The organism is Pseudomonas sp. TR47, from assembly GCF_044143025.1.
Lineage (GTDB): Bacteria > Pseudomonadota > Gammaproteobacteria > Pseudomonadales > Pseudomonadaceae > Aquipseudomonas > Aquipseudomonas putida_E.
The window spans coordinates 247,662-260,471 of the sequence record NZ_JBHFCS010000001.1 but is presented as its reverse complement, the minus strand read 5'-3'; the positions used below and the strand labels follow the sequence as shown (position 1 = coordinate 260,471).

The 12,810-nt window shown below is 61.6% G+C and carries 12 protein-coding genes; 7 read left to right on the top strand and 5 right to left on the bottom strand.

What is annotated here, in order from left to right; translation table 11 throughout:
• Window positions 1–3: 3 nt before the first annotated feature.
• On the top strand, window positions 4–753 hold the full coding sequence (locus ACEWE8_RS01225) for a tetratricopeptide repeat protein (protein ID WP_046784473.1): 750 nt from the start codon (window positions 4–6) through the stop codon (window positions 751–753).
• Window positions 754–799: 46 nt separating this feature from the next.
• On the opposite strand, the gene ACEWE8_RS01220 is transcribed toward ACEWE8_RS01225, so the two are convergent.
• Window positions 800–1,963: a type III PLP-dependent enzyme gene (locus tag ACEWE8_RS01220; protein WP_046784472.1), complete on the bottom strand. Its 1,164-nt coding sequence runs from the start codon at window positions 1,961–1,963 to the stop codon at window positions 800–802.
• A 508-nt stretch (window positions 1,964–2,471) separates the two neighbouring features.
• Between ACEWE8_RS01220 and ACEWE8_RS01215 the strand changes: the two genes are divergently transcribed.
• The 3 genes from ACEWE8_RS01215 to ACEWE8_RS01205 all read left to right on the top strand — a co-directional run bounded on the left by ACEWE8_RS01215 (window position 2,472) and on the right by ACEWE8_RS01205 (window position 6,478).
• Window positions 2,472–2,960, top strand: a complete 489-nt coding sequence (locus tag ACEWE8_RS01215) for an RNA polymerase sigma factor (RefSeq protein WP_046784675.1) — start codon at window positions 2,472–2,474, stop codon at window positions 2,958–2,960.
• Window positions 2,961–2,977: 17 nt separating this feature from the next.
• The gene (locus ACEWE8_RS01210) at window positions 2,978–3,940 is read left to right on the top strand and encodes a FecR domain-containing protein (RefSeq protein ID WP_367903740.1); all 963 of its coding nucleotides are present in this window, start codon (window positions 2,978–2,980) and stop codon (window positions 3,938–3,940) included.
• 108 nt (window positions 3,941–4,048) lie between these two features.
• The gene (locus ACEWE8_RS01205; RefSeq protein WP_046784471.1) at window positions 4,049–6,478 is read left to right on the top strand and encodes a TonB-dependent receptor; all 2,430 of its coding nucleotides are present in this window, start codon (window positions 4,049–4,051) and stop codon (window positions 6,476–6,478) included.
• 60 nt (window positions 6,479–6,538) lie between these two features.
• On the opposite strand, the gene ACEWE8_RS01200 is transcribed toward ACEWE8_RS01205, so the two are convergent.
• Genes ACEWE8_RS01200 through ACEWE8_RS01185 form a run of 4 tightly spaced genes read right to left on the bottom strand, consistent with a single transcriptional unit; the run spans window position 6,539 to window position 9,983 of the window.
• Entirely contained in the window at window positions 6,539–7,696 is a 1,158-nt protein-coding gene (locus ACEWE8_RS01200) for a betaine/proline/choline family ABC transporter ATP-binding protein (RefSeq protein ID WP_046784470.1), read from the bottom strand.
• Entirely contained in the window at window positions 7,693–8,346 is a 654-nt protein-coding gene (locus tag ACEWE8_RS01195; RefSeq protein ID WP_012316120.1) for an ABC transporter permease, read from the bottom strand. Before ACEWE8_RS01195 ends, ACEWE8_RS01200 begins: the two co-directional genes overlap by 4 nt.
• The gene (locus ACEWE8_RS01190) at window positions 8,343–9,254 is read right to left on the bottom strand and encodes a glycine betaine ABC transporter substrate-binding protein (RefSeq protein ID WP_046784469.1); all 912 of its coding nucleotides are present in this window, start codon (window positions 9,252–9,254) and stop codon (window positions 8,343–8,345) included. The genes ACEWE8_RS01195 and ACEWE8_RS01190 overlap by 4 nt, the downstream gene beginning before the upstream one ends.
• Before the next feature lie 15 nt (window positions 9,255–9,269).
• Window positions 9,270–9,983 carry an ABC transporter permease gene (locus tag ACEWE8_RS01185; protein WP_012316118.1) on the bottom strand — a complete coding sequence of 238 codons (714 nt, stop codon included), beginning with the start codon at window positions 9,981–9,983 and terminating at the stop codon, window positions 9,270–9,272.
• 399 nt (window positions 9,984–10,382) lie between these two features.
• Between ACEWE8_RS01185 and ACEWE8_RS01180 the strand changes: the two genes are divergently transcribed.
• The 3 genes from ACEWE8_RS01180 to ACEWE8_RS01170 all read left to right on the top strand — a co-directional run bounded on the left by ACEWE8_RS01180 (window position 10,383) and on the right by ACEWE8_RS01170 (window position 12,748).
• Complete coding sequence (locus ACEWE8_RS01180; protein WP_046784673.1) at window positions 10,383–10,751, top strand: type II toxin-antitoxin system RelE/ParE family toxin; 369 nt, start codon at window positions 10,383–10,385, stop codon at window positions 10,749–10,751.
• Window positions 10,735–11,064: an XRE family transcriptional regulator gene (locus ACEWE8_RS01175; RefSeq protein WP_046784468.1), complete on the top strand. Its 330-nt coding sequence runs from the start codon at window positions 10,735–10,737 to the stop codon at window positions 11,062–11,064. Before ACEWE8_RS01180 ends, ACEWE8_RS01175 begins: the two co-directional genes overlap by 17 nt.
• 100 nt (window positions 11,065–11,164) lie before the next feature.
• Window positions 11,165–12,748, top strand: coding sequence for a peptide chain release factor 3 (locus ACEWE8_RS01170; protein ID WP_046784467.1), 1,584 nt, complete (start codon window positions 11,165–11,167; stop codon window positions 12,746–12,748).
• Window positions 12,749–12,810: the final 62 nt, after the last annotated feature.

Sequence of the window (12,810 nt, the reverse complement as noted above, 5' to 3'; positions counted from 1 at the left end):
GCCGTGTCCTATCAGTTGCGCCGTGAAGAAGTGCTGGATGTCGCTGGCCTCAAGGCCATGCTCGAAGACAGTCCGGGCAAGGCCGCCCAGGCGATTCTCGCGGCGGCAGGGCAGGGCGTGATCGAAGCTCAGGTGCTGCTCGGGCAGATCCTGCTCGACGGCCGTGGCATCGAAGCGGATGCCGAAGTGGCCCGGCGCTGGTTCGGCATTGCTGCCCAGGGTGGCAGCGCCATGGCGCACAACATGCTCGGGCGTTGCCTGGAGCATGGTTGGGGCGGCGAGGTGAATGTGGCGCAGGCTGCGGTTCACTATGCCCGCGCAGCCGATGCCGGGTTGGATTGGGGCCTGTATAACCTGGGCAACCTGCTGGCTACCGGGCGTGGGGTACCGGCCGATCAGGCGCAGGCATTGATGTGCTACGAGAAGGCTGCGCGGCTGGGGCATGCCAAGTCGATGAACCTGTATGGGCGTTACCTGGAGCAGGGTATCGCTACGGCGCCCAGCCCGGCGCGGGCAGTGCGCTGGTACAGGCGTGCCGCCGAAGCGGGGGATTTTCGTGGGATGTTCAGCCTGGCGCTGGTGCTGGTAGAGCGTGGGCAGATGGCCGAGGCAGGGCAGTGGCTGGAGCAGGCGCGGGTTGAGGGGAACATGAATTTTCTGCGCAGTGCTTTGGCGACCTTGCAGGGGGCGGGGCCAGGGTTGATGGCCTTTGCGGCGCGGTATGCCGCAGAGATAGAACAGCGCGAAGCGTGATGGGGTCAACCTGAATGAAAACGGGGCCTTTCGGCCCCGTTCTGCATTACAGGTAGTAGGCCTTCAGCGGCGGGAAACCGTTGAATTCCACCGCGCTGTAGCTGGTGGTGTAGGCACCGGTCGACAGCCAGTAGAGGCGGTCACCGATCGCCAGGTTCAGCGGCAGGCCGTACTTGTAGTGCTCGTACATGATGTCGGCGCTGTCGCAGGTCGGGCCGGCGATGACCACTTCTTCCATCTCGCCTTTCTTTTCGGTCCAGATCGGGAACTTGATGGACTCGTCCATGGTTTCGATCAGGCCGGAGAATTTGCCCACGTCGGTGTACACCCAGCGCTCGACGGCGGTGCGCGACTTGCGCGCAACCAGCACTACTTCGCTGACCAGGATACCGGCGTTGGCGATCAGCGAACGGCCTGGCTCGAGGATGATTTCCGGCAGGTCGTCACCGAAGTCTTCCTTGAGGAAGCGGATGATCTCTTCAGCGTAGGTTTCCAGGCTGTTGGTGCGGGTGATGTAGTTGGCCGGGAAGCCGCCACCCATGTTGATCAGCTTCAGCTCGATGCCGTCTTCTTCCTTCAGGCGCTCGAAGATCACCTTGACCTTGGCGATGGCGGCGTCCCACACGCTGATGTCGCGCTGCTGCGAACCCACGTGGAAGGAAATGCCGTATGGCACCAGGCCCAGATCGCGGGCCAGGATCAGCAGGTCCATGGCCATGTCGGTCTGGCAGCCGAACTTGCGCGACAGTGGCCAGTCGGCGGTGGTGGAGCCTTCGGTGAGGATGCGTACGTAGACCTTGGAGCCCGGCGCGGCCTTGGCGATGTTGCGCAGGTCGGCTTCCGAGTCGGTGGCGTACAGGCGCACCCCTTTTTCAAAGAAGTAACGGATGTCCTTGGACTTCTTGATGGTGTTGCCGTAGCTGATACGGTCGGCGCTGACGCCACGGTCCATCACCTTGTCCAGTTCGTAGATCGAGGCGATGTCGAAGCTCGAACCTTTCTCTTTGAGCAGGTCGATGATCTCGACCGCCGGGTTGGCCTTGACCGCGTAGTAGACCTTGGCGAACTCGAAACCGGCGCGCAGGTCGTCGTAGGCCTGGCTGATCATCTGGGTATCGATGAGTACGAACGGGGTTTCCTGCTTGTCGGCGAACGCCTTCATTTTCTGGAAGGTGTCACGCGCGAAATAGTCTTCGACCTGGATCGACATGCTCAGGGACTCCATGGGCAAACTGAAAAGATAAGTGGCTGCAAACTGAACGTCCTCCGTATCCCCACTTTGGTTCGCCTACTCAGTACTTGAGCCGGATGGATCGTTTCCAGCATGGACGTTCGGCGCGCACTTTAGGGCGTGAAGAACGCAAGATCAACAGGTAATCCGGGCGTGTCGACCCAAGATCGACGCGTTGCCACTTGAATAACCGACTCGTGTGACCGGTAGATGTTCCCCGCGCGTTGGCAGGCGTAAAAAATTGTGGAATAGACCGTTTCGGGCCCGTTACGGGCAAGCCCGCCCCTACAGGGATAGTGCGGTTTCTATAGCGGCGCCCATACCCGCGAGAAAGGCGAAGGTGTTCATATTTATGGCCACGTTCATGGGCAGTGCAGTGCCTGAAATCACTCATAAATTTTTTGTTACCGACTGGCGGATTTGCTGTGCTTTATGAGAAATATTACTATTCGCGCCATTATCTGCCCCCTTGCTGACGACCCCGACCGTGTCCGGACACAAAGGCTTCCTCGACCATTACCAAGAGCTGATCGGCACCTGGACGCGCAAGCTGCGCAGTCGTCAGCAGGCCGAGGACCTCACCCATGACGCCTTCATACGGGTTCTGGAAAACCCGCGCGAGCAGGTCGAGCAGCCACGCGCCTACCTTCACCAGACCGCCCGCAACATTGCGGTGGACGGTTTTCGCCGCGAAGACCGGCGCCAGGCGCTCGAGCAGGAAGCCTTCGATGGAGGGGCCGGCGGCACGGGCGACCCCGAGGCGTATGTCCATGCCCTGGAACTGGCCGCCAGCGTCGAGCGGGCGCTGGCCGAGCTGCCGCTCAATTGCCGACGGGTGTTCATCTGGCAGAAGCTCGAGGGGCTGACCCAGGCCGAGATCGCCGAGCGCATGGGTGTGACCAAGAACATGGTCGAAAAGTATATGATCCGCACGCTCCGGCATTTGCGTGAGCACCTGGATGTGTCGGCAAGATGAGTCAGGAGACCTTGTCCATGAAACAGCACGGTACCGAGACCGTCCGCCAGCAGGCGGCCGAGTGGTTCGCACGCGTGCAGGATGCACCGGGCGATGCCGTGCTGCTGGCACAGCTGCATGCCTGGCTGGAGGCTGATCCGCAACACAGCGAGGAGTATGAGCATCTCGTCAGCCTGTGGCGGGCCGCCGACTTCATACCGCGCCAGCGCCTCGAAGCGCTGTGCCAACCTGAGCCAGCGCAGCAGTTGCCTCGGCGGCGTTTCCTGCGCCAGGCACTGGCAGCCGGCGTGGCGGTAGTTGCCCTGGGGCTGGGCTTCAGTGGCTGGCAGTACCAGCGCCTCAATCACCAGGCGCAATTGCAGACCGCCTTTGCCGAGCGCCGTCAGGTATTACTGCCGGACGGATCACAGCTGGAACTCAACGGCGCTACGCAGTTGCAGGTCGACTACAGCCCGGGGCGACGGCAAATTCGGCTTGATGCCGGCGAAGCGATGTTCATTGTCGCCCACGACAGCAACCGGCCGTTCGTGGTCGATACCGTACAGGGCAGTGTGACCGTCACCGGTACCCGCTTCGATGTGCGGTTGGACCCTGGCGCCACCCGTGTTGCAGTGGAGCAGGGCTCGGTACGCGTGCAGGGCAAGGATGCTTCGCTGGCGCAACTGACGGCGGGCCTGGGCATACATATAGATGCACAAGGCAAGCTTGCTTCGCCCTATGCGGTCGACGCCGCGGCGCTGACGGCGTGGCGCCAGGGCAAACTGGTCTTCGACAACGCCACCTTGGCTGAAGTGGTGGCCGAAGCCTCGCGCTATCGCACCGAGCCATTGCGCGTTGCCCCCGGCAAGGTGGCGCAGATGCGCCTGTCCAGCACCTTCAGCATCGATGATACCGATGCACTGCTGCGCGCCTTGCCGAGCATCCTGCCGGTGGCGATCAAAACCCGTGAAGACGGCTCTCGCGAAATAATCGCGAAATAGATTCAGGTTTTTTTCGGCTCGTTCGTCTTCCTCGCCAGCTGCAACTGCCAAGCATTTCCATTTGCATGCAGTTGGCGTTTATCCCGAACTTCAGGATGTCTTGACGACGTGAACAACAACAAACCTTTGCCACGCTTGCGCGTTATGGCGCTGGCCCTGGCGGTCAGTGCCGTGGCCGTCAACAGCCATGCCGAACAGGCCGACACCGCCATCCAGATCCAGGCTCAACCTTTGGCTTCGGCGCTCAGCCAATTGGGCCAGCAAACCCACCTGCAGCTGTTCTACAGCCCTGAGCTTGTGGCCGGCAAGCAGGCCCCGGCGGTGTCCGGCAAGCTGGCGCCGGTGCAGGCCCTGCAACAGTTGCTGCAGGGCAGCGGGCTGACCTTCGAAATGTCCCAGGATACCGTGGTGGTAAAGCCGCTGCCGACCACCCTCGACCTGGGCAGCGGTAGCCTGGAACTGGCGCCCACCGATATCAACGTGGTTGGTGACTGGCTGGGTGATGCCGATCAGGCCGTTGTGCAGAACCACCCCGGTGCGCGCACCGTGGTGCGCCGTGAGGCCATGGTGGAAAAGGGCACGATGAACGTGCGCGACGCACTGCGTGGCATCCCGGGCGTGCAAGTGCAGGACTCCAACGGCACAGGTGGCAGCGACCTGTCGCTCAACGTAGGTGTACGCGGCCTGACGTCGCGCCTGTCGCCTCGCTCTACCGTGCTGATCGATGGCATCCCGGCCGCTTTCGCCCCTTATGGGCAGCCGCAGCTGTCCATGGCGCCGATCTCCTCGGGCAACCTCGACAGCATCGATGTGGTGCGTGGTGCCGGTTCGGTGCGCTATGGCCCGCAGAACGTCGGTGGGGTGATCAACTTCGTCACCCGGGCGATCCCGCAGCAGGCTTCGGCGGAGCTTTCCACCACCCTGGAGACCTCGCAGCACGGCGGTTGGAAGCACACCGAGTCGGCCTTCGTCGGCGGCACTGCCGACAACGGCATGGGTGTAGCGCTGCTGTACACCGGGGTGAACGGCAACGGCTACCGGCAGAGCAACAATGGCAACGACATCGACGACGTCATCCTCAAGACCCACTGGGCACCGACCGACGTTGACGAGTTCTGGCTCAACTTCCATTACTACGATGGCCGTGCCGACATGCCCGGTGGTTTGACCCAGGCCCAGTACGACAGCAATCCGTACCAGTCACTGCGTGATTACGATTACTTCGCCGGGCGCCGCAAGGACGTGTCGTTCAAATGGCAGCGCCAACTCGACGAGGCCACCCAGTTCGAAGTGCTGACGTATTACACCGACAGCTTCCGCGGCAGCACCATCGCCTCGCGTGACATGAAGACCCTGTCGTCCTACCCGCGCAATTACCACACCTTCGCCATCGAGCCGCGCGTTTCGCGGATCTTCTTCGCCGGCCCCACCACCCAGGAAGTCAGTGTCGGTTACCGCTACCTCAAAGAAGCCATGCGCGAACAGTCGACCCGCCTGGCGCTGATCGACAACGTTCCGACGCCTACCCCGACGTCCGACGGCCATGTATTCCAGGACCGCAGCGGCGGCACCGAGGCCAGCGCCTACTACATCGATGACAAGATCGACGTCGGCAACTGGACCATCACCCCGGGTGTGCGCTTCGAGCACATCAACACTGACTGGCGCGACCGCCCGGTGCTGGGCGCCAACAACCGCCCGGTGGCCGAGAAGAAGCGCAGCATCACCAGCAATGAACCGCTGCCTGCGCTGAGCGTCATGTATCACATCTCCGATGCCTGGAAGGTGTTTGCCAACTACGAAACGTCGTTCGGCAGCCTGCAGTACTTCCAGCTGGGCCAAGGCGGTACCGGTAACAGCACGGCTAACGGCCTGGAGCCGGAAAAGGCCAAGACCTACGAGGTGGGTACGCGCTATGACAACGGCGCTTTCGCCGGGGAGCTGACGGCCTTCTACATCGACTTCGACGACGAGCTGCAATACATCAGCAATGATGTGGGCTGGACCAACCTGGGCGCCACCAAGCACCAGGGTATCGAGGCGTCTGTACGCTACGACCTGGCCGGGTTGGACCCGCGCCTGGAAGGGCTGTCGGTGAATGGTGGCTACACCTACACCCGCGCGACTTATGAAGGGGAGATTCCTGGCTTCAAGGGGCGCGACCTACCGTTCTACTCACGCCAGGTGGCTACCGCCGGCCTGCGCTACGCGGTCAACCACTGGACCTGGAACCTGGACGCCTACGCCCAATCCAGGCAGCGCGCGCCGGGTACGGGGATCAATGCCGACGGGAGCTTCAATGGCGACTACATCACCGAGCCGAGCGCTGATGGGCAGTATGGCGACATTCCGGGTTATGTGACCTGGCATGCGCGTGGTGGCTATGAGTTCGGACCGAAGATGGCCAATTTGAAGCTGGCGGCGGGGGTGAAGAACCTCTTCGACAAGCAGTACTTCACCCGCTCCAGCGACAACAATGCCGGCATTTATGTGGGCGAGCCGCGGACCTTCTATGTGCAGGCCAGCGTGGGGTTCTGATAGCAGCAGTGCCCCAATCGCCGGCTTGCCGGCGATTGGAGCGCGAAGCGCTCCCTTTGATCAGGAAACCACCGCCTCAGCCGGCGACACGATGCTGGTCTTGGCCCCGCGCGATCTCCCCGAGCTCAGGTAAGCCGCGATCGACTCCTGCGTCACCTCGCCCAGGAACACCTGCTCGGCATCGAGCACCGGCAACCAGGCGCGGTTGAACTCGTACATCCGCGACAGCAGGATGCGCAGATGCTCATCGTGGGAAGCCGTTGCATTGAACTGGCGCAGGAAGTTCGCACACGTGCCTTGCTGGCGGTGCATGTCGCGCCGGCGTACATACCCCAGCGCCTTGTTCTGCGCATCGGTGACCACCACATAGCGGCGGTCGTGCTCGTCCAGCAGCTCCAGCGCATCGCTCACGGGCGTTTCTGGGCTTACCGACGGGGCGTTGTCCGCCGCATCTTCGGCGCGCACCAGCAACAGGCGTTTCAAGGTGCTGTCCTGGCCCACGAAGTTGCTGACAAAGTCATCCACCGGGTGCGCCAGCAAGGTGTCCGGGTGGTCCAGCTGCAGCAACTTGCCAGCGCGGAAAATGGCAATCTTGTCGGCCAGCTTGATCGCTTCGTCAATGTCGTGGCTGACCATGATCACGGTCTTGTTCAGCGCCCGCTGCATTTCGAAAAACTCGTTCTGGATCATCTCGCGGTTGATCGGGTCGACTGCGCCGAATGGCTCGTCCATCAATAGCACCGGCGCGTCTGCAGCCAGCGCACGGATCACCCCGATGCGCTGTTGCTGGCCACCGGACAGTTCACGCGGGTAGCGTTGCAGGTACTGCTTGGGCTCGAGCTTGATCATGTGCATCAGCTCACGGGCGCGGTCGTGGCACTTCTGCTTGTCCCAGCCGAGCAGGCGCGGGACCACGGTGATGTTCTCCTCGATGGTCATGTTGGGGAACAGGCCGATCTGCTGGATCACATAGCCGATATGGCGGCGCAAGGTCACTTCGTCCAGGCCGCTGGTGTCTTCGCCATTGATGAACACCTGGCCGGAGGTTGGCGTGATCAGGCGGTTGATCATCTTCAGCGTGGTGCTCTTGCCACAGCCCGAGGGGCCGAGGAACACGCAGATTTCGCCTTCGTTGACGGTCAGGCTGACCGAATCGACGGCTTTGACGTCCTTGCCGTTGACGTTGAAGGTTTTGCTGAGGTTCTTGAGTTCGATCATGAGCGCAGTCCTTCTGGAGTCAGGGCACGTTGCAGGGTTTGCAGGAGCAGGTCGGCGATGATTGCCAGCAGGCTGACCAGTACGGCGCCGACCAGCAGCATCGACATGTCGCTGCGGCTGATGGAGGTGAGGATGAGTACGCCCAGGCCACCGGCACCGATGGTCGCGGCGATGGTCATCACGCCGATGTTCATCACCACGGCAGTGCGCACGCCGGCGAGGATGACGGGGACGGCAATGGGCAGCTCGACCATGCGCAGGCGCTGGCCGAAGGTCATGCCGATACCGCGCGCGGCTTCACGGATGCCAGGCTCGACGTTGGTCAGGGCAAGGTAGGTGTTGCGCAGGATGGGCAGCAGTGAATAAAGAAACACCGCAGTGATCGCAGGCAATGGCCCCAGGCCCTGGCCGAACTTGGAGTAGAACGGCAGCAGCAGGCCGAACAGGGCAATCGACGGGATGGTCAGCAGCACTGTGGCGCTGGCCTGCAATGGCCCGGCCACCACCGGGAAGCGGGTCATCAGGATGCCCAGCGGCACGCCGACCAGGATTGCCAGGCCAACGGCAATGCCGACCAGCATGATGTGCTGCCAGGTCAGTTGCAGCACCAGGGCCCAGTCGAGGTGGGCGAACGTATCGAGCAGGCTCATGGCTGCACCTCCTTGAGTGGGTGCTCTCGCAGGAATGCTGCGGCCACGGCAGTCGGGCTCTGGTGATCGACGTCGACCTTGGCATTGAGCTGGCGCATGGTCTCGTCATCGAGCTGCTCGGCCAGTGGCTTGAGCAGGGCGGCCAGTTGCGGGTTGGCGTCGAGCACGGCCTTGCGCACCACTGGGGCTGCGGTGTAATCGGGGAAGTAGTGCTTGTCGTCTTCCAGCAGCTTGAGGTTGAACGCACTCAGGCGGCCGTCAGTGGTATACACCAGGCCGGCGAACACCTGGTTGTTGTGCATGGCGGTGTAGACCAGGCCGGCGTCCATCTGCCTGATGTTGGCTCGGCCGACTTGCAGGTCGTACATCTCCTTCAGGCCTACCAGGCCGTCCGGGCGGTTGGCGAACTCGGTGTCCAGGGCTACCAGGTGGTTGCGCTGGCGCTCGTCGCGCAGCACTTGGTTGAGGTCACTGATCGTGTTGATCTGTGGGTAGGCCTCGGCGACCTGTTTGGGCAGGCCCAGGGCGTAGGTGTTGCTGAACTTGGTGGGGGTCAGCCAGATCAGGTCCTTCTTGGCATCCAGCGCCTTGACCTTGGCGTAGGTGGCTTCGGCACTGGGCATGCGCTCTTCGATGTGGTTGTACGACACCAGCGACACGCCGGTGTACTCCCACATCAAGTCCAACTGGCCGGTCTCCTGGGCCTGGCGGGCGAGACTGCTGCCAAGGCCGCTGGTGACGCGCACATCGAAGCCATTGGCGCGCAGGTATTGGGCGGTGATTTCAGCGAGTACGGTCTGCTCGGTGAACACCCGTGCGCCGATGCGCACCAGGGGTTTTTCCGCCGCTTGGGCAAAGCCTGCGAACAGCAGGGCCGCGCCCAGCAGCAAGGCGATTCTCTTCTTCATACGTTGCCTCTTTTTTTATTGGGCCAGGCCACGTTCCAGCCAGCGCTTGCTGGAGAAACTCACCGCGGCATCCAGCGCCAGTGCCAGCAACGCCGTGCAGGCCGCGCCAAGCAGCAGCTGTGGCTGGTTGTTCAGGGCAATGCCGGGGAAAATCAGGCTGCCCAGGCTGTTGGCACCGATCAGGAACGCCAGGGGCGCAGTGCCCACGTTCAGCGCCAGGGCCACGCGCACACCGCCGACGATGATCGGCACGGCATTGGGCAGTTCCACCTGCCACAGTTGCTGGCGCGGGGTCATGCCGATGCCGGTGGCGGCTTCTTTGAGCGAGGCGGGGACGTTTTTCAGGCCTTCGTAGGTGTTGCGCACGATAGGCAGAAGGGAGGCGAGGAACAGCGCGAAGATCGCGGGCCCGGCGCCGATGCCCAGGATACTGAGGGCGATGGCCAGAACGGCCAGAGGGGGAATGGTGTTGCCAACGTTGAAGAACTGCATGAAGCGCTCGGCTTTGTCGACCCGGTGTGGTCGACTCAATGCAATGCCGGCGGGGATGCCCACGGCCAATGCCGCCGCCATCGAAGCCAGCACCAGTACCAGGTGCGCTTGCAGGTAGAACCCAAGATCGTCGCGGTAACGCGCGATCGTGTCGATGCCGATCCAGTGGACCAGCAGGGCCAGGATGACGAGCACGGCGGCCCATCCCAACAGCCCTTTTCCGTAGCGTGTAGCCACAGCGGACTCCTTGTGTTGTCGGCGAGCACACTCTTTTTATGGCCGGCCATGGCTGGCGGCGAGTGGTGTGTTCGCGATTAGCAGCGTGACGCTTGCGCAAGGCAGCAATCAGGCCATGAGCCGAACCCCGTCGGGCCCGAAAATGCTGATCAAACCAGTCCCCAAGCGAAGCGGGTTGCAGGGGAGTGGACGTCTCCGAGGGCGTAAAGGTTCCCATCTGGGGCGGCATTTGGCCAGTGTTAATCACTGGGGCGAGTGTTTTTTCGTACTAAAAAACAGCGTGAATCCTACATAAAGGCGTTGGTTTACCTGCTATCTGTCTACCTGTGCTGATGGACAGAATTTCCCTTCTCGATTATCAATATTTGCTTGAGGGAATATTCCTCTGAGGGTATTTTATTGGCGTGGACGATCAGATTCTGTGAGGAGTTCATCAGCGAATTCTATACGCTGGATGACCGCGTTCAGGAACGCATGCTGGGTCACCTTCGCCTGCTGCAATCATCCGGGCCGGCGCTTGGGCGTCCTCATGTCGATACCTTGAATGGATCCCGATATCCGAACATGAAGGAATTGAGATTCACTGAGCGTAATGCGGTTTGGCGGGTTGCATTTGCTTTCGACCCTGATCGTCAGGCAGTCATCCTGGTGGCCGGTGACAAGTGCGGGGTCAGGGAGCACAGGTTTTATCAGGTGTTGATCAAGCAAGCAGACACTCGCTTTGAAAACCACTTGTCCAGAGGAGAGAAAGATGTCCAAGACGCTTGATGATGTCATCAACGAATTGTCCCCTGAGCGCAGGGAGCGGGTGGAGCAGCTGGGTCGTCAATTGATTCGCGAAGAAATGACGCTTCAGGCATTGCGTAAGCAGCTTGAACTCACGCAAGAAGGTTTGGCAGAGCGCTTGGACATGCGTCAGGGCAACATCTCCAAGGTGGAGAAGCGCAGTGACATGTTGATTTCGACCCTGCGCAGCTATGTGGAAGCCTTGGGCGGCACTCTGGAACTCGTTGTGAATATACCTGGCCGCCCTCCTGTGACGCTTGACGGTTTTTGTGAAAGCCAGGCGAAACGCGCCTGACTGACCATCGGTTACCAACGGAGGGGATCAAATTTTGGTCCCCGCCCAACTTCAGGTATGATATCGCCCCTTTTTGAATCCCCCAGTCAGGCGATTTCCCATGACCAACCAGGCCGCCGAAGTCGCGAAGCGCCGCACTTTCGCAATCATTTCCCACCCCGACGCCGGTAAGACCACCATCACCGAGAAACTCCTGCTGATGGGCAAGGCCATTGCCGTCGCCGGTACCGTGAAGTCGCGCAAGTCCGACCGCCACGCCACCTCCGACTGGATGGAAATGGAGAAGCAGCGCGGTATTTCCATCACCACCTCGGTGATGCAGTTCCCGTACCGCGAGCACATGATCAACCTGCTCGACACCCCCGGCCACGAAGACTTCTCGGAAGATACCTATCGCACCCTGACTGCAGTGGACTCGGCGCTGATGGTGCTCGACGGCGGTAAAGGTGTAGAGCCGCGGACCATCGCCCTGATGGACGTCTGCCGCCTGCGCGACACGCCCATCGTCAGCTTCATCAACAAACTCGACCGTGATATCCGCGACCCGATCGAACTGCTCGACGAGATCGAAGCGGTACTGAAGATCAAGGCCGCGCCGATCACCTGGCCGATCGGTTGCTATCGCGACTTCAAGGGTGTGTACCACCTCGCCGGCGACTACATCATTGTCTACACCCCGGGCCACGGTCATGAGCGTACCGAGGCGAAGATCATCGAGAAACTCGACTCTGATGAAGCCCGTGCCCACCTGGGTGACGAGTATGAGCGCTTCCTCGAGCAGCTCGAGTTGGTGCAGGGCGCCTGCCATGAGTTCGATCAGGACGAGTTCATCAATGGCCAGCTGACGCCGGTGTTCTTCGGTACCGCACTGGGCAACTTCGGTGTCGACCATGTACTTGACGCCGTTGTCGACTGGGCGCCGCGCCCGTTGGCCCGTGTAGCCCACGAGCGTACCGTGGAGCCGGTTGAAGAGAAGTTCACCGGCTTCGTGTTCAAGATCCAGGCGAACATGGACCCGAAACACCGCGACCGTATCGCCTTCATGCGCATTTGCTCGGGCAAGTACGAGAAAGGCATGAAGATGCGCCACGTGCGTACCGGCAAGGACCTGCGCATCGGTGACGCGCTGACCTTCTTCTCGTCCGAGCGCGAGCAGCTCGAAGAAGCCTACGCTGGCGACATCATCGGCTTGCACAACCATGGCACCATCCAGATCGGCGACACCTTCACCGAAGGCGAGGCGCTGGGCTTCACCGGCATCCCGCACTTCGCCCCGGAACTGTTCCGCCGCGTGCGCCTGAAGGACCCGCTCAAGTCCAAGCAGCTGCGCCAGGGCCTGCAGCAGCTGGCCGAAGAGGGCGCGACCCAGGTGTTCTTCCCAGAACGCAGCAACGACATCATCCTTGGTGCGGTCGGTGTGCTGCAGTTCGACGTGGTCGCCAGCCGCCTGAAGGAAGAGTACAAGGTCGAGTGCGCCTACGAGCCGATCACCGTGTGGTCGGCACGCTGGATCAGCTGCGACGACAAGAAGAAGCTCGAAGACTTCCAGGTCAAGGCCATGGAAAACCTGGCCATCGACGGTGGCGGTCACCTGACCTACCTGGCCCCGACCCGGGTCAACCTGTCGCTGATGGAAGAGCGCTGGCCGGACGTCAAGTTCCGCGCTACTCGCGAGCATCACTGATCCTGGGAGGGCTATGCCCTCCTTTTCGCGATACAAGGCCGCTCCTACAGCTGTAGGAGCGG